Raw genomic sequence first — 22629 nt, 5'->3', positions numbered from 1 at the left:
CAATTCAAGTATAGAAAAATAGATGATGTTGTGCATTTTCTTTTTCAAAAATTGTAGGAAAACCCCAACAATTAATATAGAACCAAAAAACGAGAATGTATATCCTACAATCTCGTTTTTTTCATATTTTTGTTTCTGAACTTATTTATAGAATAGCTCCACATTATAAGGCATCAATTCAAAGCCATTAGCTGTTTTTGCAATTTCAAAGTAATGTTCATTTCCAGCTCCATCAATAATTAATACGATAGTGCCTTCTACTTCTTCACCAGTAACAGTGGCTAAGATGGTGCCGTGCGGTTGTTGTTTTAATATCACATTACCGAACGCATACATTTCTTTAATCGTTATGTTTGCTGGTGCTTGTAATTCAAAAGTATATTTTTCAAAGAAACCGTTTTCCTTTGAAAGATCTAACACACCGTAAACATTTTTGTTCCCATCTATCACAAGGACATATTCACTTTGATCAAAATCGAAATGAGCTTTCGTTCCGTTTGTTTTAAAGAATGCTAAAATCTCTTCAATTGTTGTTGCGTCTTGAAAAGCCGTAAAAGTCCAATTTTCATTCGATGAAACTGGAATATAGTAGAATGTTTGTTCTTCTACAGGGTGCCCATCAAAAACAACATCTCCACTATTTGCTATGTAATAATTATAATTTAAGGAATGGTTATTTGCCTTTTGATTGAATACGATATTTCCAGCAAAGTCAACATAATACTGTACTGTTTCCGTAACGGTTTTGTTATTTCGCAAGCCTGTAAACGTCAATTCCATAATTTCATTTTCAGTATCTTTTTTAATGGCATAAACGTTACTTTTCACATTCGATGATACTGGTTCACGATTGGCTGATGTCACCATTACATTAATAAATGAATCCATCAAGAATGCTTGGGCTGGGATATTTTCTGAACTGTTTTTCTCGTTGAATAGCTTCAATTGAGTTTCTTCGTTTAAAACAAAATCAAAACTTACAAATCGTTCGTTTCCGAATAAATCTGTTCCTTTGATATCTATCCAATCAATAAATGTGTTCACTTCATTTTGTGTAAATTCACCAGAAATCGTAATTTGAGAAGGGGAGAAGTCAACATCTAATGAAGTATCGTCTATGTTTGTTATTTCAGAAAAGCTTAAGAATCCATAATCTTGTGCATTTAGTGTAAACGTTGATTCAATTGTTTTCTCTGTCATAAGAGGGATTGCTCTTGTCAAGAACGATGCAAAATGTACCCTTAACACATTGCCTTTAGGGTTGAAGCTTGTCACGTTGGATATGCCTAATACATTTAGGGCATTCACTGCATCTCGCGTTTCCGTTCTTGCACGTGATATGTCTTCTATATTTCCTTCTTCATAGTTGGCTAGCTCAACTACTGATTTTCCACGCATGGCTTCAGTTGCGCGGTCGAGTACAAGGGCCATATTTTCCCGTGTAATTTTTTCGGAACTTGCTAAAGAGCCATCTGGTTTTCCGATAAATACGCCTGAAGATTTTACAACGGCAGCGTATTGTAATAATTCTCGGTCTTTACTGTTTACAGAAAGGTCGGTGAAATATTGTTTTCTTTCCCAATCAGTAGGAATGCTTGATATGCCACTATTGACTAAAAAACGTCCAAGCATTTTGACCACTTGTCCACGGATAATGGATTCTTTTGGTGAGAAGGTTGTTGGTGAAGTTCCTTTAATGATTCCTAACTCTACTAAATTTAAAATCTCTTGTTGTGTTTCTTCGGGGTAGTTCGAGATGTCATTAAAATTCGTTGTCGCTGCATCTGCAGATTGGACTGAAATTGGCGCTACAATGGCAGCAATCGCGCATGTTGTATAAAAAAGTCTACGTTGCATTGAGTTCCCCTCGCATTTGTTATTCTAAAGTAAGATTACCACGTAAATTAATAGAATCATATGAATCAAAAAATGGTAAATTTAATTCGAGATTTGAAATGTATTGCTTGGCTGTTCCATTCAATATTTGCTAAAATAGGTTGGCTATACTGAATTTTCCAAATTCACTGAAAGCCGAAGAAGGTGATTACATGAAAGTTTTTTTGCGGTTAAATTGGTTCTTTAAAGAGAGGAAAAAAGAATATATCATTGGGATTCTTATGCTAACAATTGTCGGAATATTGATACTGATTCCACCAAAAATTATTGGATACGTCATAGATGAGATTGGCTCACAAACGTTAACGGTACAATCGTTACTGAAATGGCTAGCCATCATCATCGCAGTCGCCCTAGCGATGTATGTGATGCGATATTATTGGAGAATGATGATTTTTGGATCTTCCAATTATTTAGCAAAGATCTTGAGGGAAAAATTATTCCGTCACTTTACGAAGATGAGTTCATCCTTTTATCAAGAACGTCGAATTGGAGATTTAATGGCCCACGCAACAAATGATGTGTCAGCTGTCCAACAAACAGCAGGTGGCGGAGTATTAATGCTATTTGACTCCATCGTAACGGGGGGATTTGTGATCCTTGCCATGGCTATTACGATTGATTGGCGTTTAACACTCATTGCACTTATTCCAATGCCCTTTATGGCGTTATCTACAAGTTACTACGGGAAACTATTGCACGAACGCTTTGGCGTTGCGCAAGCTGCCTTTTCCGATTTAAACGATAAAACGCAAGAAAGTATATCGGGGATTAAAGTAATTAAAACCTTTGGACAACATGAAGAAGACATTGACGATTTTACAAGATTATCTGAAAACGTCGTGTCAAAAAATATGAAAGTTGCCCGAATTGATTCGTTATTTGACCCCACCATCAGTTTAATAGTAGGTATTAGTTTTTTGCTTAGTTTAGGGTTTGGGGCGAAATTTATTGTAGATGGCCAAATGACAATTGGTGATTTAGTAGCTTTTAATACGTATTTAGGTTTACTCGTGTGGCCAATGCTTGCTTTTGGACTATTGTTTAATATTTTAGAGCGCGGACTTGCTTCTTATGATCGGATTCAACAGCTGTTATCGACTCCAGTAGAAATAGACGACAAAGAAGGTGCCCTTGATATTCGTCCAGCAGGGGATATTGTGTTTAATGTGGATGAGTTTAAGTTTCCTGGCGAACAAAAATCATCTTTGAAAAATGTTCATTTTACATTAAAGCAAGGTCAAACCCTTGGAATTGTCGGAAAAACGGGAGCAGGGAAGACCGCTATTTTAAAACTATTACTACGAGAATTTGAAGGTTATAAAGGGGGAATTTATTTCGGCCAACATAAAATTGATGACTATAAAATGAACCGCTTAAAAGAGGCAATTGGCTATGTGCCTCAGGAGCATTTTTTATTTTCAACCACGATTTATAACAATATTGCCTTTTCAAATATCGATGCTAATAAAGAAAGAGTGGAGCATGTTGCAAAGTTAGCAAACATTCATCAAGATATTTTAGCCTTTTCTGATGGTTATCAAACGATTGTCGGGGAGAGGGGCGTATCACTATCAGGGGGGCAAAAACAACGGATTTCCATTGCACGTGCATTGTTAACGAATCCAGAATTACTCATTTTAGATGATTCTCTCTCTGCAGTTGATGCGAAAACGGAAGAAGCAATCCTACAAGCATTGAAGGAAGAGAGACAAGAGGCAACAACGATTATTACCTCCCATCGATTAAGTGCGATTGAACATGCACATCTCATCCTTGTGTTGGAAGAAGGGACAATTGTTGAGCAAGGCACCCATGAACAATTGATGGCGTTAAAAGGCAAATATTATGAAATGTACCAACTACAACAGTTAGAACGTTTAGTAGAAAAGGGGGGAGCGGCTGATGAATAATCAACCAACCTTCTCAAATAAAGAACAAAGAAGGATACTTTTCCGATTATTATCCTATTTAAGACCCCATAAAAAATCAGCCTTTTTAGCCTTATTTTTACTTGTCTTAACGGTCACTGGGGATGTGCTAGGTCCTTATATCATAAAAGTATTTTTAGATAATCATGTAGCGGTATTAAACTTTGAAACGAAACCGATTGTGTTTCTAGCAGTATCATATTTCACCATCCAAGTTGTGAATGTGTTTATTTCTTATTTTCAATTAGTGAAATTCCAAGAAATCGCCCTCAAAATTATCGGGCAACTTCGAATCGATGTGTTCTCGAAAATTCATCGCTTAGGTATGCGTTACTTCGATAATACGCCAGCAGGATCCATCGTTTCTAGAGCCACGAACGATACAGAGGCAATCAAAGATTTATTTGTTTCTGTTTTAAGTGCCTTTGTGCAAGCGGCCTTTTTAATTATAGGCATGTATGTTGCGATGTTTTTATTAAATCCATTGTTAGCAAGTTTCGCATTACTAATTTTGCCACTCATTATCCTAGTAATTTATATTTATCGAAAATATAGTTCGGTCGTCTATATGACCATGCGTGAAAAGTTAAGTCAACTAAACGCAAAATTATCGGAAAGTTTATCGGGGATGGGGATTATTCAAGCCTTTCGTCAAGAAGGGCGTTTCAACGATGAATTCGACCAAATTAATGAGGACCATTATGTGGCGGCAATGAACAATACAAAATTAAATAGTCTTTTGTTAAGGCCAGTTATTGATTTAATTTATTTTGTTGCCGTGGTGTTATTGTTAACGTATTTTGGAATCTCATCCTTTGATACGGCGATTGAAGTTGGTGTTATTTTTGCCTTTGTGTCCTACATTAATCGATTTTTTGAACCAATTAATCAAATGATGGAACAATTAGCGATGTTTCAACAAGCAATTGTGGCTGCGTCAAGGGTATTTGCACTAATTGATGAAGAGGAAATCGAACCAGCACAACAACAAACAACTTACGAAATACAAGATGGCTATATTGAATTTAAAAATGTGACCTTTAGTTACGATGGGAAGACTCCTGTATTAAAAAATATTAGTTTTACAGTGAATCCAGGGGAAACGGTAGCCCTAGTTGGTTCAACAGGTAGTGGGAAAAGTTCCATTATTAATCTGTTAATGCGATTTTACGAATTTGAGCAGGGGGATATTTTAATTGATGGACATTCTATTAAGTCCTATAGTAAACGTGAACTGAGGAAAAAACTTGGGCTAGTTCTGCAAGATCCGTTTCTCTTTTATGGAACGATTGAAAGCAATATCCGTTTGTACGATCAACAGTTAACAGATCGTGATGTGGTATCTGCTGCTCAATTTGTGCAAGCAGATCAATTTATTGAGCAACTACCAGATAAATATAACCAGAAAGTAACGGAAAGAGGGTCTACGTTATCCAGTGGGCAAAGACAGCTGATTGCATTTGCGCGGACTATTGCAACGAATCCCAAAGTGCTTGTGTTAGATGAAGCAACGGCTTCTATTGATACCGAAACAGAAGTTGCCATTCAAAGTTCCTTGGAAAAAATGAGAAAGGGCAGAACAACAATCGCCATCGCGCACCGCTTATCAACGATCCAAGATGCAGAGCAAATTTTAGTGATGCATAAGGGTGAAATCGTAGAAAGAGGCAATCACCAAGAACTGCTTGCACAAAAGGGTTTATATCATAAAATGTATCTATTGCAGAATGGTATTGTGGAATAATATATGTGCAGGAGAGAAATAAAACTGAGTTTTTGAAAAGATTGAGTAATGATAGTATTGGAAATCAACTTCTTATATCAAAAAATCAACTTTTTCACTTAGGAAGGTTGATTTTTTGTTTTTTTCTCAGTCTCGTATTCTTTTCAAATGGTTTATTATTTTACTACTAACTTATTATCGAAGAAAAATACATTTACTTCTAATTTTTAGAATACTATAATGTGTTTTAACTTAAATAAAGAAGGTGTCTTAATGAAGAATGAACAAAAGGGCATTCTCTATGCATTTGGAGCATATGGAATATGGGGGTTGTTCCCGCTCTATTGGAGACTATTAGACCAAGTAGATAGCATGGAGATTTTATTAAGTAGGGTTATTTGGTCATTCGTCTTTACAACGGTATTTATTTTAATACTCAAACATAAGAATTTATTAATAGAAGATTTGAAAACGATATGGAAGAACAAAAAGGTCTTTTTGGCCCTTTTAGCTGCATCCTTTGCGATTTCATGTAATTGGTTTATTTATATTTTCGCTGTAAATAATGGTCATGTGATTGAGACGAGCCTAGGCTATTATATCAATCCGCTAATTACCGTGGTGTTCGGGATGCTCTTCTTTAAAGAGCGTTTATCGAAAATGCAACTTGTCGCAGTTATTGTTGCGTTTATTGGAGTCATTGTGTTAACGGTGAGTTATGGGAACATTCCATGGGTCGCAATGCTACTTGCTTTTAGTTTTGCAACATATGGTGCATTGAAAAAGAAAATTACCTTGGATGCTACTAGAGGTTTAGCCATTGAAACATTATTTATTTTACCCTTTGCGTTAATTTACTATATTTATATTATGTCAACTAATCAAATGTCCTTCCTCCATGTATCCTGGCAAACGGATATTTTATTAATACTAGCTGGGGTAGTGACGGCAATTCCTCTTGTTCTTTTTTCGAAGGGGGCCAAGTTACTGCCACAATATTTAATCGGGTTTATTCAGTATATTACACCAACAACTCTATTAATCTTTGGCATAGTTTTATATCATGAAACCTTTTCTACGATAGAATTCATTTCTTTTAGTTTCATTTGGTTAGCGATTCTTATTTTTACCGTTTCAACCATAGTCGAATCGAGGAAACGACATAACATCGAACATAAAGTAGCAAATATTGAAATTTAATAGAAAATTCTATCGTTTTTCAAGAGGATTCTGATTGTTTTTGTAGAATATAAATATGTTATGTAACATTAATATATTTTTATAGTAGCAAGGGGGAGCGTACAAATGTACGTAAAATTAGGGGATAGAGAATTTGGCTTTTATAAGCTAGATGTAGAGTTCCTTGAAACGGGGATCAAGGATACTTTTGCAAGATTTGATAAAAAAACGATGCGAGAATTACTTCGCCATCGTAGGTATGAGGGGTTAAAAAGTCAGTTCCAAGGCAAGTATGAACAGTATTTAGACGTACCTGCTGGGCAAGCTTTATACGATTTAAAATACAAAGGGGATTCATTCTACCAACTATTTTTAAATAAATATGGGGATTTAACTTATTCACATTTTGTGGTCACAGGGAATGAAACATTATTAAATAAAACAGGTGTATATACGATTGTAGCGGATGATGAACTTGTATTTACTGGCGTTTGTGCTAATGCCTTTAGACTAAGGTTTAATCAACATATCGGAAACATTTCACCTAAGTGTTGTTTTAAAGATGGGACAGCAACACATTGCCATATTAATTCTAAAATTACAGAGATTTATCCAAAGGCAAAAATACAATTTAAAATATGTCCAATGACGGATTTAAATCAAATGAAGAATTTAAGAAATGCGATTATTAATCGATTCGAACCGATTTGGAATATTCGGTATGGAAGGGAAGAATCTTTCGTAGGCATATAGTAATCTTTTCCACCCAAAACTTAGGAAATATGTTATACTAGAATTAGAATTTCACATTCGCAACACATTTTTGTCAATAAAATTTCACAAGCCAATTCTACACATTGTTTCAATTATTTTGGTACGATGAAGACATTAATTATAAGGAGCTAATATCACCATGAATACAGATATTAATGTCTTTTTAGCTTTAGGTGCAGGCTTTTTAAGTTTTATTTCACCCTGCACACTTCCGCTCTATCCAGCCTTTCTTTCATATATTACAGGTATGAGTTACGACGAGCTGAAAAATGAAAAAGGCATGTTACAGAAAAGAGCAATTTTACATACCTTATTTTTCTTAATTGGGTTTTCAATTATTTTTATTGCGATTGGGTTTGGTACATCAATAGCAAAGGACTTTTTCTTTAATTATCAAGATTTACTCCGTCAAATCGGTGCTATATTAATCGTTGTTTTTGGACTAATGATTGTAGGGCTACTTCAAATTGATTTTTTAATGAAAGATCATAAATTCCAATTCAAAAATCGACCTTCTGGATATTTTGGTTCCTTACTAATTGGGTTAGCGTTTGCAGCTGGTTGGACACCTTGTACAGGTCCGATTTTAGGGTCGATTATCTTACTTGCAGGTTCAAATCCTGGTTCAGGTATGATGTATATGCTTGCTTATTATTTTGGTTTTGCAATACCATTCTTCATTCTATCGTTCTTTATTTCAAAATTAGGATGGATACGCAAGCACAGCCAAAAAATTGTTAAAATCGGCGGGTACATTATGATTGCGGTAGGTATTCTATTATTCTTCAATGGATTAGAATACATTACACGTTTCTTATTACCTATCTTTAATGGATTTACTGGATTCTAATCGCAATAAAACATTCATTGATAAGAATAAATGATGCATGTCTTTAAAAGGGGAATGATTGATGCCTAGAGTATTAGTAGTAGATGATACGCTTTTTATGCGAGTAGCGGTTGGAAATATGTTTAAAGAGTGGGGATTTGAAGTTGTAGGAGAAGCAGCAAATGGAAAAGAAGCTGTGGAGCTATATCGAGAACTTCAACCCGATCTTGTAACAATGGATGTTACAATGCCTGTCATGTCTGGGTTAGATGCAGTAAAACAGATAATTCCAGAGTTTCCCGATGCAAACATCATTATGATTACAGCACTCGGGCAACAAAGAATAATCGTTGATGCCATCGAGGCGGGGGCAAAGGATTTTATTACAAAACCTTTTGAACCGAATCAACTTAAAATGGTTGTAAATAATATTCTAGGCATATACGGTATGTAAAAAGTATCCTACTTTCGAAGTTATTCTTCGAAGAGTAGGATTTTTTTAATAAGTTGAAGGCTTAATATGGAATTTATTTTATAAATGAGGTATCATCAATACGTTATTTTATTATAATGTAGAATTGAAAGAGGAGGGGACTTTCGATGATTGCTAATATACCTTCTCATTATTTAATTATCGGTTCAACGGTCATGGCGGTGTTTATGGGTGTATTTGTCATGTTCGTTCGTGTACGTTCCCAAAAGAAACCTGTAAACGCTAAGAAAATACTGATACCTCCATTTGCCATGTCGACTGGGGGGCTCATGTTTATTTTTGAGCAATTTCGAGTTCCACCGATGCAAATATTAGAAGCAGTACTAGCAGGGATAGTTTTTTCATTCGTGTTAATTGCAACATCTAAATTCGAAGTACGAGATAAAGAAATTTATATGAAACGTTCCAAAGCATTTTTCTTCATTTTAGTCGGGTTATTAGTAATTCGAGTTTTAGCAAAAGTGATTCTCTCAGACTCCTTTAATGTAGGAGAATTAGGCGGCATGTTTTGGATTCTAGCATTCTCTATGTTATGGCCATGGAGAATTGCCATGTATATTCAATATAAAAAAATAGAGAAAACCCTTGCGATGGTGTGAGGAAAGTAGGGCTGTGCAGTGGAATTGCTGCACAGCCTTTATGCGTAAATGGGGTTTATGAAAAATTGTCATTTCTATTCTAAATAGATCCTCCATCAATTATCAAACTTAACCTTTATATAATTTCGGTTCTATATTAATTGTTGGGGTTTTCCTACAATTTTTGAAAAAGAAAATGCACAACATCATCTATTTTTCTATACTTGAATTGACTAGAAACAAGTAGAAAAAAGTGAGTTGTGCTGTATGAATTTTAACATGGAATTACCAGGATTAAAAGGTGTAAATATTGAGGAAATTATCGAACAAGAAAATCGTATTTTAGTCTATGTTTCGATGCCTCTAAAAGAACATAGTTGCCCAGCATGTGGTGTAAAAACGTTAAAAGTACATGATTATCGAACACGGAAAATTGGTCATCTATCGTTTTGGGGACGTTTAACTAAATTGATGTATAGATGTCGCCGTTATCGATGCACTTGCGGGAAGCGTTTTGCCGAAAAAGCTCCATTTGTCGAGCGTTATCAACGTTTTTCTAAAGAAGTGAATCAAGCGATGATTATTCAATCTGTTCAATCAAAAACTTTTAAAGATGCGGCAATGACACTTGGTACTTCCGTTTCAACAATCATTCGAAGATTTATCAAACAAGTAAAAGCAGCGTTACCAGAAGGATTCCGTTTACCAAAGGCGATTGCCATTGACGAATATAAGTCAGATACAGATGCCGGAAAATATCAGCTTATTATAGCGAATGCGGAAACACATGAACCCATTGATATTCTGCCAAATCGCCGACTCCAAACGATAAAAACATAACTCCAAAAATACGAACAAGATGTGGAAATCGTAGTGATGGATATGAATGGTAGCTTTAAAGCAGCGATCCATCAAGCCTTCGCCAAACCAATTATTGTAGCGGATCGATTCCATTATTGTCGTTATATTCATTGGGCTCTGGATGATGTCCGAAGAAAAGTTCGAAAAGAAATGCATGTAAAATTATTAGTTAAATAATACTATAATTTTGATATTTTTCCCAGTATAAATGTGGTTCAATTCATGTATTTTCTTGATTTATAGAAGTATATGAGGTATTTAAAATACTTTTTTATCATAATAATTCGCTTCTTGTGATGTTTGAAATTAGCAATTAAAAAGGCCCGTCTTTTTTAGACGGACCCGTTTTAAAGTAGTGAGTTACTCAAAATAATGCTCATATGGCGTAACATCAATATTTAATTCATCTAGTTTTTTTCTTAGGAATTTATGATCACGTTTTGGGGTTGCTTGAATATATCCTTTGATAATTATATCGTGATTAATCGCTTTCGCCTTTTCTTTTAAGGCTATTTCACCAATTTTCCCCGCAATTTTCTCCTTTGCCACCTGTCGGAACAATTCTGGCACGGGGCTTACTAGTTCGTTTAACAATTCTTTTTCTTTTTCGCCCCATAAATGGACGGTTTTTTCAATGTATAGATTTTGCCAATCTAAATCGGATCGGCCATCTTGTTTAGGTAATGACTTTAAAAATTTGCGAAACATGAAAAATCCGCCAATGGCCATTAAAGAAACAAGTACGACAACCCAAAAAAGTATAAACCATAAAAACCAACCTTGTAGCAAAACGTTCACCTCATTATGACATACTAACTTCCATTATAAATTGAACGAAAAAAGTTTTCACTAGTAATGTCTCTTTTTGCTTCGAAAAAAGGCATATATCGTTATGAAAGGAGGGAGAAAATGGCAGCATATACTTTTGAGAGTGCTTCTTTAAAACTAGTATTTGAAACAGGGATGGATGAGTTTGGTAAGCCAATTTTTAGTTCGAAAACTTATCAAAACGTGCGTCCCAATGTCCAACCAGAACAACTTTTCGCAGTTGTACAAGCCATTGCCAGTCTTTGTCAGGATCCATTAAACGACATGAAAAGAATTGTTACGGAAACGGTAAATCAATAATTTTAAAGGAGGAGAGTGGCTTTGACACAAGTATTGGAATTAAAATTTGATACGGATAATGGGAAGCAGGTGACGTTATCAATTAATAATCCGAAATCTAATTTAACACCTGCGGAAATTGCTACTGCGATGACAACGGTGATTAATCAAAATGTGTTTCATAAGGATGGCCACGCGTTGACAGCAATCAATCAAGCAAGAATGGTCGCTCGCACTATTACTGAATTTGATTTAGTCTAAAGAAAAGTCGGCAACCGTATTGGTTGCCGACTTTTTATCTAAGAGGAGGGAAAATGGATGGAGGAATGGGTGATGCTCCTTCAAGAGATTGGCTTTCCAATGGTGGTGTCCTTTTATTTGTTACACCGAATTGAATCAAAACTTGAAGCAATTCATACTGCCCTTGTTTCCATTGGGGAAAGATAAGATTGTGAAACTTCACTTCACAAATTTGTTCCAGATGTGTCATCTTCAAAGGTTGTGAAAACGAACCCTTTTCGATAAGATGAAAGAGGAAAAGGGAGTTGACGTAATGAAAAAGATAATGGGACTTATCGGCATACTTGTGATCGCAACCATTCTAGGCGCATGTAGCAATTATAAATTTAAAGCAGATACTGAGTATGAAATTGCCGATTTTACAGTTACGGATCATCGAGGGGAAACCGTAACCCTGGATAGTTTAAAAGGGAAACCTTGGCTTGCCATGTTTATTTTTACGAACTGTACAACGATTTGTCAGCCAATGACTTACAATATGACAGTCATTCAAGAAGAGCTAAAAGAACGGGGTGTGGAAGACTATAATATTGTGGGCTTCTCAGTTGATCCAAAAAGGGACACACCTGAAGTGCTTTCGGAATACTTAAGCCGATATACAGTTCCGGATGAGTCGAAATGGCATTTAGTGACAAACTATGATCAAGCCTGGATTGAACAGTTCGGATTAAATTCGTTTAAAACCATCGTAAAAATGCCGGAAAATGGGGATCAAGTTCTTCATGCTTCGACTTTTTATTTAGTGGATGAAAATGGCGTAGCCGTGAAAAACTATACGGGCTATTCTGAATCAGAAGAAGGCGTACCATTTGATACAATCGCCATTGACATGGAAACGTTAATTGAAGAAAGATTAAAATAATGATGAAAACTGTTAATTAGTATTTTGCTAATTAACAGTTTTTTTATTCGGAATAAAATTCATGAAATTAGCAACAATAAGAGAGATGAATTTGATTGGAGGAATGATGTAAATGAGAACTGTATCTGACATTATGACAAGAAATATTCAAGTATGTACACCACATGATTCATTAACACGAGCTGCGCAAATTATGCGAGACGTTGACTGCGGTTCTGTTCCTGTATGTGAAGGGAAAAAAGTTGTAGGGATTATTACAGACCGTGATATCGTGTTAAACTGCGTAGCAGATGGAAAAGACAGTAACAAAGTACACTGTCATGACGCAATGACAACAGATGTCATTACTTGTGATTCCAATACAGATGTGCATGAATGTGCACGCATAATGGCGCAACACCAAATCCGTCGTATCCCAATTGTGGAAAATGGCGAAATCTGTGGAATCGTTGCAATTGGTGACTTAGCAAAAGAAAACATTTACATCAACGAAGCAGGAGAAGCCTTAAGCGAAATCTCTGAGCCAGGTCATCATTAATCAAGAAAAAAACGAGATTGCATCGTGCATTCTCGTTTTTTTGTATATATAGGGATATTTTAGAAATATATAGATTTCCATATCTGCACATACTAACGATTGTTAGAGCCTTAACAAATAAATTTTCTAGGGTGTAAAAGATGAGCTTTCTAAAAAATAAATCCTTTTTTAGTAAAATGAATAAACCTAAAAAGATAGATGAAGTACAGGTTCATCCATCGCCTACTTTTTCCTTCGATCTTGATCACAATGAAAAACAATTAAAGAAACAATTAGATTTAAGTGAAGATGTTGTATTTCATCATTTTCTTATTTCACTACATACGGGGAATACTTTGAAAGCCATATTAGTTTTAGTAGATGGCATAATCAATGAAGATGCTATTCGTAATAATGTATTAGAACCACTATCAGATGAATCTTTTGAATGTTCTAAAGGAGAATTATTGGAACAAGTAAAGAAAAAGATTTCGATTCAAAATATAAAAAAAGAAAATAATATTGAGAAAGCTATATTCCAAATCCTGAAGGGAAATACTTTACTTTTGATAGATGGTTTTAACGAAGGTTTAATGTTAGTTGCACATGGATATGAGGTTCGTGCAATTGCTGAATCACAGTCTGAACGATCCGTGAGAGGCTCCCATGAAGGCTTTATAGAATCCTTATCGAATAATATTGCACTCATTAGAAGAAGAATACCACATCCCTCATTAAAATTTGAAAAAATGATCGTGGGTGAATATAGTCAAACCGATATTTCAATTGCCTATGTGGAAAGCATTGCAGATCCCAAGTTAGTTGAAAAGGTCAAACAAAGAATCAATGAAATCAAAGTGGATGAAATCAAAAATTCAGGGGAAATTGAACAATTTATTGAAGACCATCCATTTTCCATCTTTCCGACCATTGGCAATACAGAGCGCCCGGATAAAGCGGCAGCATTATTAATGGAAGGTAGAATTATCATTTTAGTAAATGGAGATCCTGTAGGCTTATTCATCCCAGCTTTGTTTTTAGAAAATATAAAAAGTGTAGAAGATTACAGTTCTCGTCCGTATTATAGTTCCTTCATTCGACTGATGCGCTTTATTTCATTTTTAATAAGTATCACTTTACCAGCCTTATATGTGACAGCAATCAATTTCCATAAAGAGATGATCCCTTCAGAAATGATTATTCCAATCATTCAAGCAAGGGAAACCGTTCCATTTCCTTTAACAATGGAAGTGATCATGATGATTTTAATGTTTGAAGTTGTACGAGAAGCGGGTGTTCGATTACCCCAACAGGTTGGTTCAGCATTAAGTATTATTGGTGCCCTGATTCTTGGACAAGTCTCTGTTTCAGCTGGTCTTGTTGGCGCACCCACGATTGTGGTTGTATCGATATCCTACATTTCAGCTTTTATTATTACATCCATAGCCGATGTGACGGCGTTGCTTAGAATCGGATTATTTATTGCTAGTAGTATATTTGGAAGTTATGGATTAATTGTTGCATTGCTAGTTATTTTAACGCATATGACGTCTTTAACCTCATTAGGGGTTCCATACATGGCGCCATTTGCTCCTTTATATTTCAAAGATTGGAAAGATTCACTAATCCGTTTGCCGTTAAGGTGGAAAAAACAACGATTAAAAAGTATACCCAATCAACGTTCGACCAATATAAAAAGCTTACCAAAGACTGGTGATAAATAAATGCGAAGATGTTCATTTATGATTTTAACGCTTCTTTTATTATCAGGCTGTTGGAGTAGTCACGAAATCGATAAATCTGCACTAGTCCATGGAATTGGGTTGGACAAAGCAGAAGACGAATTAATGATCAGTGTGGAAATTATCAAACCAACTGGATCAAATGAACAGGGGAGTTTAGGAGGGGGAAATGTACAAACGATTGTTTTAGAAAAAAAAGCGGATTCATTAATATCTGGAGCTCGTGGATTAATACAAGATGCAAAGCGACGCCTCTATTTTAATCATGCGCGGGCATGGCTCATCAGCGAAGAATTAGCAAAGCAAGATTTTATTAGACTTCTTGACGAAGGAAGACGGAACCAAATGTTTCGTTTAAATAGTAATATTTTTATTACTAAGACGAATCCAATCGATATCTTAAGTACTTCTACGCTTTATGAAAATCTTTCGTCAGCAGAAATAATTTCGGCATTGGAACAAATGGAGTATAACCCTGAATTTACTTCTGTAAAAATATTTGAGTTTTTTAAGTTGTTGGAGGGACCCGTTCCGAATGCGTATTTGCCAATCATTCAAACAAAAGAACAAAACGATAAACTCATTACCTCAATCGAAGGTACGGCTGTGATTAATACGAACAAAATGGTTGGAAGACTTGATACAAAGGAAACAGTTGGACTAAATATTCTGTTGAACAAAGCAAAAGGTGGAACTACAACAGTAACTTGGAATGATCAAGATAAAGTATCCATAGAGGTCAACAAATCGAACACAGAAATCCTTCCAACCTTACAGGGAAAACACCTTAAGGCAAAAGTAAAAGTAGATGTTGAAGGTAACTTGGCTGATAATATGACGACATCAAATATCGATGAAGAATGGATCAGTAAGGTTGAAAAGTTATTTTCTAAGCATATTGAAGATATCGTGCAACAAACCTTAAAAAAGCTACAGGAAGAATTAAAAACGGATATTTCGGGAGTAGGGATTGAAACCTATCGAAAATATCCTAAGGAATGGAAGACAATACAAGCCGAATGGAATGAGATTTTTTCTACTGCAGAAATTAGCGTTGATGTCCATACTACGATTACGCATAAAGGTCTGATCAATAAAAGTGTAGAAAGAGATCATAAAAAACCTAAATACCCTTTCCAAAGATGAGGTAAAACGAAGGAGATTATAAAATATGCTAACGAAATGGGAGACCCTCTTTTTATTAATAATGACGCTTCCGATTATGGGGCATGTCGTCATCCTCCCATTAATGCTTGATGTGGCTGGGAGAGATAGCTGGATCTCTATCCTTATATCTCTGCCAGTAGCATTTTTGATTGCTATCGCTATTTATCGGTTACGTGTTAAGTATCCAAAAGGAGAAATTTCCGATATATTTCGAAGTATATTAGGGAAATTTTTCGGAACAGTGCTCACAATAGTTTTCATTTTCTATTTTTTATTTTTAACCATTTTCTCTTTTGTTTTGGTTATTGACTTTATCTACATTTCATTTTTGCCAGAAACACCACGATGGGCGTTGATGGTTTGGTTTTTAATTGCATTTGTCTATGCAGCCATAAAGGGAATCAAAAGAATTGCTTTAACTGCAGGTATTTTATCCATCATTGCCATGATTTCTGGACATACTGTTACATTTTTGGATACTCGAATGAAAGAATGGAGTCAGCTTCTTCCTATGTTTGAATTTGGAATAGAACCAATTATATGGGGAGCATTGCTACTAATTAGTATTTGGAATGAATTATTGCTTCTTTTATGTGTTCCTATCCAAAATATTCGTGAAAAGGGAATGTTTTTATTATGGAGTATAGGCATCTTATTAAACGCATTAATGATGTTTTCAACCATGACTGGGAGTATTACGATTTTCGGATTAGGTCAGGCTGATAATTTTATCTATCCCGCATTAGAGGCGGTGCGAATTGTTAGTTTAGGTTTTGTAGACCGCTTTGATATCTATGGTTTACTTTTAATGGCGTTAGGCTCTTATATACGATGTAGTCTTTATTTTCGAATTGCGTATGATCTAACAACGACAAAGATCACCTCTAAATGGGGGAAAGGAAGTTGGTTCACAGGATTTGTTTTGGTGGTATTTTTTAGTACCTTTTACTTATCCAGTGATTATTTTCGAATTGAACAATTGTATGCGATCTACGCATATATGATCATCCTTCTGCCAATTCCTTTTATTTTATTAAGCATCCACTCATTTAAGAAAAGATCTACTCGCAAAAATGAGGTCAGACAAAAAGGATAGATGTGCACAGGTATAACACCTTGTACATCTATCCTATTAATTAAGCCTTATGATAATAGGTATTGATTAAAACTCTTTTCGCAACTGATCAAATACTTGTTGTAAATCTGCAATAATATCTTCTGCTTCTTCGATACCAACAGAGAAACGTAGAAGGCGGTCGTCTACACCCCGAGCAATACGTTCTTCATATGGTATATCTGCGTGTGTTTGTGTTGCAGGGTACGTAATGAAGCTTTCTACGCCACCTAGACTTTCAGCAAATGTGATTAATTGCATTTTTTGTAAGAATGGGTCTACCATATTCGGATCTTTCACGCGGAAAGAAAGCATACCACCTTTACCTGTATATAATACATCTGTCACAAGTGGTTCACTTTCAAGATACGCAGCAACTTTTTTCGCGTTTGCATCGTGTTGTTTTAAACGTAAATGTAATGTTTTTAACCCTCGAATAACTAACCAGCTATCCATTGGTGAAAGCACTAAGCCCATGCCATTATGGTTAAATGCTAATTTATCACTTAATTCTTGTCCTTTTGCAATTACAAGGCCAGCTAATACATCGTTATGACCTGCAATATATTTTGTTGCACTGTGAAGAACGATATCCGCACCATGTTCAATTGGACGTTGGAAATAAGGTGTATAGAACGTGTTATCCACAATATAAAGTAGATTATGTTTTTTACAAATATCATTGAATTGGTCTAGATCGAATTCTAGCATTAATGGATTTGTAGGAGTTTCTAAGAATATTGCTTTCGTATTTTCATTGACTAAGCCATCAATATCTTCTGGTTTTGAAAAATAAACAGGGTTGATATTGTATACTTCGCTAAAGGATTTTAATAGACGATATGTACCACCATAAATATCATCAGGAACAATAATTTCATCGCCTGGTTTAAATAAAGATAGAACTAGTTGTACTGCTGCCATACCTGAACTACACGCAAAGCCTGCATCGCCATTTTCTAAATCGGCAATCCCTTTTTCTAAAATTTCGCGCGTTGGGTTTTTTGTTCGCGTATAATCGTAACCCGTAGATTGTCCAATTCCAGCATGTTTGTAAGCTGTAGACATATAAATTGGAGGATTTACTGCACCTGTTTTTGGATCGCTTAAATTTCCTAATTGAACTAATTTCGTTTCAATAGCTTTTGTCAATAGTCTCACTCTTTCTCTCGTATAATACAATGTGCCGAAACATATTGAATGATTCGATTATTTATACAATTTAACATGTTAATTTAGTGAAAACAACAGTAGAAAAGGGGAAAAGTGAACATTCCAATAAAATAAGTCTCTTAAACATAAATAAAAAGCGCTTAATCACGAAGATTAAACACTTTTTCCCTTAAGATTGTTGATTTTTTAGTAAATCACGAATTTCTTTTAAAAGTTCTTCTTTTGTATCGATTTCTGGAGCAGGTTCTGCAGCAGCAACTTCTTCTTTCTTTTTACGATTTAATTTAGTTAAGATTCGTAATGCCATAAAAATAGAGAAGGAAATAATTAAGAAATCAATAATTGATTGTAAAAATACGCCTAATTTTAAACTATCTTCTGGACCGAATACGAAACTTTTCGTTAAATCTATTCCACCTGTAAGCATACCGACAAGAGGCATAATGATATTTTCTACTAGGGAAGTAACGATGCTACCGAATGCGCCACCAATAACAACCGCAATAGCTAAATCTAGTATATTACCTTTCATCGCAAACTCTTTAAAATCTTTCCACATCTAATTTCACTCCTTGATGTATAATTAATTAGTATAAAACTTTATGGTATTGATAACTATGATACCTTGTAACTATTTTAGACTTAGGTGGAAAAAATGGCAAAAAAGAAGCAAAAAAAACCTCTCATTAGTCCTGGGGTGAAATTATTTTTAATTCTATTATTAATCCCTGCATCGATTACGATTTATTTCTTTGCCTTTTTAGCTTGGCAAGAATTAAAAAGTCTCCCGTTTATTAGCGACCTTGTGCAAAGTGAAATGGATATCGTGCAGGAAAATTTAGATTTGAAAATACCTGAAGAATATATCCCAATATATATGGCAGCAGAAGAAAAATATGGTGTTCCTTGGACATTGCTTGCAGCGCATCACCGTATTGAAACAAGATTTTCAACAATGAAGACTCTTGTTTCTCCAGTAGGTGCTGAAGGGCATATGCAATTTATGCCGTGTACCTTTGTCGGTTGGGGTCATCCAACGTGTAGTGGTTTGGGAGAAGGAGAAATACCTGAGGAAGAAAAAACAAACCCGAAAATCATTAAAAAATATGGCGGGTATGGGGTAGATGCCAATCAAGACGGCATTGCAGATCCTTATGATATTGAAGATGCCATTTTTAGTGCGGCCAATTACTTAGCAAAAGCAGGCGTGTCCAAAGGGGAATTAAAGAAAGCAATTTATAATTACAACCATAGTGAAGAGTATGTAGATGATATTTTGTATTACTACCATTTATACGAAGATGTTAGTGATGAATTAGAACAATTAATCCTCGCAACCGACGAATCAAAAACGATTGATGAAGTAAAATAAAAGAAATCAACACCTTGAAAAAGGCACGTTGATTTCTTTTTACTTTTATGAAGTTGATTTTTTCATTGATCGCATCACAAGACTAACGATAAAGATTAAAGCGATTGCTCCAAGAAGGGCAGGGAAGACATAGAAATCAGAAACTTGCCAGCCCCAGTTCCCAAGAATCGCACTTCCAATCCAAGATCCAATAATCCCTGCAATAATATTCCCAATAATACCGCCAGGAACATCTCTACCAATAATGACACCGGCTAACCAACCGAGGATCCCACCGATGATTAAATACCAAATAAAACTCATCATAATTGCTCAACTCCTTTTTAGATGACTAAAAAATGTGATACAACATTACACTTCGTAATATGTACAGATTTGAAAAAATAATGCATGGATGCGGAAAACTCCATCCTACAATAAATAATTCACAAAAATTTCAAAATTATTTGCAATTTGAATGAAATTGTCATATAATTGACACAAGTTAGAAAAAATATTTTGATGGGGTGGTTAATATGGATAGAATTTTAATGAAAAAATTAGATAAGCAAGGTTTAATGTTCGCTTTACTTCATACGGTTATCCTCCTAAACCTCTCCGTAGAATTAATATTTGTTAAATAATCTAGTAAACTATAAAAAAGAGTGTAGGCAAATCATTTAGTGATTTTGCCTACACTTTTTGTATTTACAACCTTATGTAGCGTTATGAAATTATTGTGAAATACCATTAAATTCTGCATTTCCCTTTTTCTTGAAAATGAATATCGATAAATTTAAAATTCGAAAAATTTTCAAAAAAATCAATTGAAACAGAATATTTCGCGCAATTTAGAGAAAGAAAACGATTTCAATGATGATGAATTTTTTAAATTGTTTAAATAATTCAAAAAATACTGTTGACGAGTGTACCGATTTTGTACTATGATGACAACAATTTAATACAACGTTTGCTGAATACAGCGAACACAATCACGTTACCTCTTACTGAAGTACAGTGATTATAAAAATTGTTTTATTATCTACTAACATAGTATCAACATAGTAGAACTGAGGGGCGTTTCAATTATGAGAAGTGATATGATTAAAGTAGGAGTTGATCGTGCTCCTCACCGTAGTCTTCTATACGCTACGGGAAAAGTAAAAGCGAAAGATTTAGGAAAACCATTTATCGGAGTATGTAACTCATACATTGATATCATTCCTGGACACGTGCATTTAAGAGAATTTGCAGATGTAGTTAAAGAAGCAATTATCGAAGCAGGTGGGATTCCATTCGAATTCAATACAATTGGTGTTGACGATGGGATTGCAATGGGTCACATTGGTATGCGTTATTCATTACCAAGCCGTGAGTTAATTGCAGACTCAGCTGAAACAGTTATTAATGCACACTGGTTTGACGGAGTATTTTACATTCCAAACTGCGATAAAATTACACCAGGTATGTTAATGGCTGCTGTACGTACAAACGTACCATCTATCTTCGTATCAGGTGGACCAATGGAAGCAGGGACATCTTCTACAGGTAAACAACTTTCGTTAACATCTGTATTTGAAGGTGTAGGAGCTCACAAATCAGGTCAAATGTCTGCTGAAGAGCTATTAGATATTGAAAATAATGCATGCCCAACATGTGGTTCTTGTTCAGGTATGTTCACAGCAAACTCAATGAACTGTTTAATGGAAATGCTTGGTGTAGCTTTACCAGGTAACGGAACAATCGTTGCAACAAGTGAACAACGTCACGAACTAATTCGTGAAGCTGCAAGACAATTAGTACGCATGATTAAAGAAGATATTAAACCACGCGATATCATTACAAAAGAAACAATTGACGATGCTTTTGCACTTGATATGGCAATGGGTGGTTCAACAAATACAGTTTTACATACTCTAGCCATTGCTAATGAAGCAGGTATCGAGTATAACTTAGAAGATATAAACAAGGTTGCTGCTAGAGTTCCATATTTAGCAAAAATTATGCCAGCATCAGATATCTCAATGGATGATATTAACCGAGCTGGGGGAGTAAGTTCTATTATCAACGAACTTACAAAAATCCCTGGAGCAATTCATCCAGACCGTATCACAGTTGCAGGCGTAACAATGGGCGAACTTGTTAAAGAATATGAAATTACAAATGACAAAGTAATTCGCACAAAAGATAACCCATATAGCCCAGTTGGTGGTTTATCCGTATTATTCGGAAATATCGCACCTGAAGGCTCAGTTATCAAAGTAGGTGCTGTTGATCCTTCTATCAAAACATTTATCGGTGAAGCAATTGTCTTTGATTCACAAGACGAAGCACAAGCTGCGATCGATAACGGTACTGTTAGAGAAGGTCACGTAGTTGTTATTCGCTACGAAGGTCCAAAAGGTGGTCCTGGTATGCCAGAAATGCTTGCACCAACTTCTGCAATTATGGGTCGTGGTTTAGGAACAAAAGTTGCTTTAATCACAGACGGTCGTTTTAGTGGTGCATCTCGTGGTATTTCTATCGGTCATATTTCACCAGAAGCTGCTGAAGGTGGTCCAATTGCTTTAGTCGAAAATGGCGATACAATTGTAATCGACTTACCAAATAGAACAATTAATCTTGAAGTTTCTGATGAAGTTCTTAACGAACGTCGAAAAAACTTAAAACCATTCGAACCAAAAATTAAAACAGGATGGTTAGCAAGATATTCTAAATTGGTAACTAACGCTTCTAAAGGCGGAATTATGAAAATATAATTACTATTCACAAAATGATATAAAAGTGTTATAATTGTCATATAAATATTAAAAGTTTGAAAATATAAATCGATGATGAGGTTAAAGGTTATAGAGCCTTGTATCTACCAGAGAGTCGGTGTTGCTGGAAGCCGATGATACAACTATATCCGACATCCCCTCGGAGTGAGCTATTAAACGCGTATTTGCAATTAGATAGCTCCGGGCATTATTCGGTGCTCGTTACTAATGAATAGTGTATCTATTTTAGTTGCACATTAAATATTCGTACTA

Annotated in this window: 24 protein-coding genes; 19 read left to right on the top strand and 5 right to left on the bottom strand. The window is 35.2% G+C overall.

Annotation, left to right across the window (positions count from 1 at the left end):
* Positions 1-141: 141 nt before the first annotated feature.
* Entirely contained in the window at positions 142-1857 is a 1716-nt protein-coding gene (locus tag NKR20_RS09505; RefSeq protein ID WP_253425951.1) for an S-layer homology domain-containing protein, read from the bottom strand.
* Between the two features lie 191 nt (positions 1858-2048).
* On the opposite strand from NKR20_RS09505, the gene NKR20_RS09500 reads away from it, so the two are divergent.
* The 9 genes from NKR20_RS09500 to NKR20_RS09460 all read left to right on the top strand — a co-directional run bounded on the left by NKR20_RS09500 (position 2049) and on the right by NKR20_RS09460 (position 10441).
* Positions 2049-3809, top strand: coding sequence for an ABC transporter ATP-binding protein (locus NKR20_RS09500; RefSeq protein WP_253425948.1), 1761 nt, complete (start codon positions 2049-2051; stop codon positions 3807-3809).
* Entirely contained in the window at positions 3802-5571 is a 1770-nt protein-coding gene (locus tag NKR20_RS09495; RefSeq protein WP_253425932.1) for an ABC transporter ATP-binding protein, read from the top strand. The genes NKR20_RS09500 and NKR20_RS09495 overlap by 8 nt, the downstream gene beginning before the upstream one ends.
* 252 nt (positions 5572-5823) lie before the next feature.
* Entirely contained in the window at positions 5824-6750 is a 927-nt protein-coding gene (rarD, locus tag NKR20_RS09490) for an EamA family transporter RarD (RefSeq protein WP_253425918.1), read from the top strand.
* 105 nt (positions 6751-6855) lie between these two features.
* A complete protein-coding gene (locus tag NKR20_RS09485; protein WP_121215422.1) occupies positions 6856-7482 on the top strand; it encodes a GIY-YIG nuclease family protein in 627 nt (208 codons plus the stop codon).
* A 160-nt stretch (positions 7483-7642) separates the two neighbouring features.
* Positions 7643-8353, top strand: a complete 711-nt coding sequence (locus NKR20_RS09480; protein WP_253425903.1) for a cytochrome c biogenesis CcdA family protein — start codon at positions 7643-7645, stop codon at positions 8351-8353.
* A gap of 61 nt (positions 8354-8414) precedes the next feature.
* Complete coding sequence (locus NKR20_RS09475) at positions 8415-8786, top strand: response regulator (protein ID WP_121215424.1); 372 nt, start codon at positions 8415-8417, stop codon at positions 8784-8786.
* A 146-nt stretch (positions 8787-8932) separates the two neighbouring features.
* Positions 8933-9424, top strand: a complete 492-nt coding sequence (locus NKR20_RS09470) for a CcdC family protein (RefSeq protein WP_253425900.1) — start codon at positions 8933-8935, stop codon at positions 9422-9424.
* Positions 9425-9670: 246 nt separating this feature from the next.
* The gene (locus NKR20_RS09465; protein ID WP_253425897.1) at positions 9671-10243 is read left to right on the top strand and encodes a transposase family protein; all 573 of its coding nucleotides are present in this window, start codon (positions 9671-9673) and stop codon (positions 10241-10243) included.
* Positions 10244-10264: 21 nt separating this feature from the next.
* Positions 10265-10441, top strand: a complete 177-nt coding sequence (locus NKR20_RS09460; RefSeq protein ID WP_253425894.1) for a transposase — start codon at positions 10265-10267, stop codon at positions 10439-10441.
* 183 nt (positions 10442-10624) lie between these two features.
* On the opposite strand, the gene NKR20_RS09455 is transcribed toward NKR20_RS09460, so the two are convergent.
* On the bottom strand, positions 10625-11053 hold the full coding sequence (locus NKR20_RS09455) for a DUF2621 domain-containing protein (protein WP_121215427.1): 429 nt from the start codon (positions 11051-11053) through the stop codon (positions 10625-10627).
* 120 nt (positions 11054-11173) lie between these two features.
* Between NKR20_RS09455 and NKR20_RS09450 the strand changes: the two genes are divergently transcribed.
* From NKR20_RS09450 to NKR20_RS09415, 8 genes are all read left to right on the top strand, one after another.
* Positions 11174-11392, top strand: coding sequence for a DUF1659 domain-containing protein (locus NKR20_RS09450; protein ID WP_121215428.1), 219 nt, complete (start codon positions 11174-11176; stop codon positions 11390-11392).
* A 21-nt stretch (positions 11393-11413) separates the two neighbouring features.
* A complete protein-coding gene (locus tag NKR20_RS09445) occupies positions 11414-11632 on the top strand; it encodes a DUF2922 domain-containing protein (RefSeq protein ID WP_121215429.1) in 219 nt (72 codons plus the stop codon).
* A gap of 57 nt (positions 11633-11689) precedes the next feature.
* Positions 11690-11818 carry a YvrJ family protein gene (locus tag NKR20_RS09440; RefSeq protein WP_121215430.1) on the top strand — a complete coding sequence of 43 codons (129 nt, stop codon included), beginning with the start codon at positions 11690-11692 and terminating at the stop codon, positions 11816-11818.
* 106 nt (positions 11819-11924) lie between these two features.
* Positions 11925-12533 (top strand): SCO family protein, encoded by a 609-nt coding sequence (locus NKR20_RS09435; protein WP_121215431.1) that lies wholly within the window; start codon positions 11925-11927, stop codon positions 12531-12533.
* 112 nt (positions 12534-12645) lie between these two features.
* On the top strand, positions 12646-13071 hold the full coding sequence (locus NKR20_RS09430; RefSeq protein ID WP_121215432.1) for a CBS domain-containing protein: 426 nt from the start codon (positions 12646-12648) through the stop codon (positions 13069-13071).
* A gap of 140 nt (positions 13072-13211) precedes the next feature.
* On the top strand, positions 13212-14774 hold the full coding sequence (locus NKR20_RS09425; protein ID WP_121215433.1) for a spore germination protein: 1563 nt from the start codon (positions 13212-13214) through the stop codon (positions 14772-14774).
* Entirely contained in the window at positions 14775-15938 is a 1164-nt protein-coding gene (locus NKR20_RS09420) for a Ger(x)C family spore germination protein (RefSeq protein WP_121215434.1), read from the top strand. It abuts the gene before it with no gap.
* A gap of 25 nt (positions 15939-15963) precedes the next feature.
* Positions 15964-17055 (top strand): GerAB/ArcD/ProY family transporter, encoded by a 1092-nt coding sequence (locus NKR20_RS09415; RefSeq protein ID WP_253425889.1) that lies wholly within the window; start codon positions 15964-15966, stop codon positions 17053-17055.
* Positions 17056-17121: 66 nt separating this feature from the next.
* Here the strand turns inward: NKR20_RS09415 and NKR20_RS09410 are convergent, their stop codons facing one another.
* Positions 17122-18225, bottom strand: a complete 1104-nt coding sequence (locus NKR20_RS09410) for a methionine biosynthesis PLP-dependent protein (RefSeq protein ID WP_121215436.1) — start codon at positions 18223-18225, stop codon at positions 17122-17124.
* A gap of 190 nt (positions 18226-18415) precedes the next feature.
* Positions 18416-18805 (bottom strand): large conductance mechanosensitive channel protein MscL, encoded by a 390-nt coding sequence (mscL, locus tag NKR20_RS09405; protein ID WP_121215437.1) that lies wholly within the window; start codon positions 18803-18805, stop codon positions 18416-18418.
* A 96-nt stretch (positions 18806-18901) separates the two neighbouring features.
* On the opposite strand from mscL, the gene NKR20_RS09400 reads away from it, so the two are divergent.
* Positions 18902-19618, top strand: a complete 717-nt coding sequence (locus NKR20_RS09400) for a lytic transglycosylase domain-containing protein (RefSeq protein ID WP_253425887.1) — start codon at positions 18902-18904, stop codon at positions 19616-19618.
* Between the two features lie 45 nt (positions 19619-19663).
* On the opposite strand, the gene NKR20_RS09395 is transcribed toward NKR20_RS09400, so the two are convergent.
* Positions 19664-19924, bottom strand: a complete 261-nt coding sequence (locus NKR20_RS09395; protein WP_121215439.1) for a GlsB/YeaQ/YmgE family stress response membrane protein — start codon at positions 19922-19924, stop codon at positions 19664-19666.
* A gap of 761 nt (positions 19925-20685) precedes the next feature.
* Between NKR20_RS09395 and ilvD the strand changes: the two genes are divergently transcribed.
* Positions 20686-22356 (top strand): dihydroxy-acid dehydratase, encoded by a 1671-nt coding sequence (ilvD, locus tag NKR20_RS09390; protein WP_253425884.1) that lies wholly within the window; start codon positions 20686-20688, stop codon positions 22354-22356.
* Positions 22357-22629: the final 273 nt, after the last annotated feature.

The sequence above is a fragment of the Ureibacillus endophyticus genome, assembly GCF_024159215.1.
Lineage (GTDB): Bacteria > Bacillota > Bacilli > Bacillales_A > Planococcaceae > Ureibacillus > Ureibacillus endophyticus.
The sequence above is the reverse complement of the archived record's forward strand: the minus strand, read 5'-3'. Positions and strand labels throughout refer to the sequence as shown.

Bases quoted from the DNA above. Each gene is read 5' to 3' on its own strand.
- NKR20_RS09395 (WP_121215439.1), bottom strand. From the start codon at position 19,924: ATGATGAGTTTTATTTGGTATTTAATCATCGGTGGGATCCTCGGTTGG.
- NKR20_RS09420 (WP_121215434.1), top strand. From the start codon at position 14,775: ATGCGAAGATGTTCATTTATGATTTTAACGCTTCTTTTATTATCAGGC.
- NKR20_RS09430 (WP_121215432.1), top strand. From the start codon at position 12,646: ATGAGAACTGTATCTGACATTATGACAAGAAATATTCAAGTATGTACA.
- NKR20_RS09440 (WP_121215430.1), top strand. From the start codon at position 11,690: ATGGAGGAATGGGTGATGCTCCTTCAAGAGATTGGCTTTCCAATGGTG.
- NKR20_RS09505 (WP_253425951.1), bottom strand. From the start codon at position 1,857: ATGCAACGTAGACTTTTTTATACAACATGCGCGATTGCTGCCATTGTA.
- NKR20_RS09475 (WP_121215424.1), top strand. From the start codon at position 8,415: ATGCCTAGAGTATTAGTAGTAGATGATACGCTTTTTATGCGAGTAGCG.
- NKR20_RS09450 (WP_121215428.1), top strand. From the start codon at position 11,174: ATGGCAGCATATACTTTTGAGAGTGCTTCTTTAAAACTAGTATTTGAA.
- NKR20_RS09435 (WP_121215431.1), top strand. From the start codon at position 11,925: ATGAAAAAGATAATGGGACTTATCGGCATACTTGTGATCGCAACCATT.
- NKR20_RS09400 (WP_253425887.1), top strand. From the start codon at position 18,902: ATGGCAAAAAAGAAGCAAAAAAAACCTCTCATTAGTCCTGGGGTGAAA.
- NKR20_RS09500 (WP_253425948.1), top strand. From the start codon at position 2,049: ATGAAAGTTTTTTTGCGGTTAAATTGGTTCTTTAAAGAGAGGAAAAAA.
- NKR20_RS09480 (WP_253425903.1), top strand. From the start codon at position 7,643: ATGAATACAGATATTAATGTCTTTTTAGCTTTAGGTGCAGGCTTTTTA.
- NKR20_RS09495 (WP_253425932.1), top strand. From the start codon at position 3,802: ATGAATAATCAACCAACCTTCTCAAATAAAGAACAAAGAAGGATACTT.
- NKR20_RS09425 (WP_121215433.1), top strand. From the start codon at position 13,212: ATGAGCTTTCTAAAAAATAAATCCTTTTTTAGTAAAATGAATAAACCT.
- ilvD (WP_253425884.1), top strand. From the start codon at position 20,686: ATGAGAAGTGATATGATTAAAGTAGGAGTTGATCGTGCTCCTCACCGT.
- NKR20_RS09415 (WP_253425889.1), top strand. From the start codon at position 15,964: ATGCTAACGAAATGGGAGACCCTCTTTTTATTAATAATGACGCTTCCG.
- mscL (WP_121215437.1), bottom strand. From the start codon at position 18,805: ATGTGGAAAGATTTTAAAGAGTTTGCGATGAAAGGTAATATACTAGAT.
- NKR20_RS09485 (WP_121215422.1), top strand. From the start codon at position 6,856: ATGTACGTAAAATTAGGGGATAGAGAATTTGGCTTTTATAAGCTAGAT.
- NKR20_RS09465 (WP_253425897.1), top strand. From the start codon at position 9,671: ATGAATTTTAACATGGAATTACCAGGATTAAAAGGTGTAAATATTGAG.
- NKR20_RS09470 (WP_253425900.1), top strand. From the start codon at position 8,933: ATGATTGCTAATATACCTTCTCATTATTTAATTATCGGTTCAACGGTC.
- rarD (WP_253425918.1), top strand. From the start codon at position 5,824: ATGAAGAATGAACAAAAGGGCATTCTCTATGCATTTGGAGCATATGGA.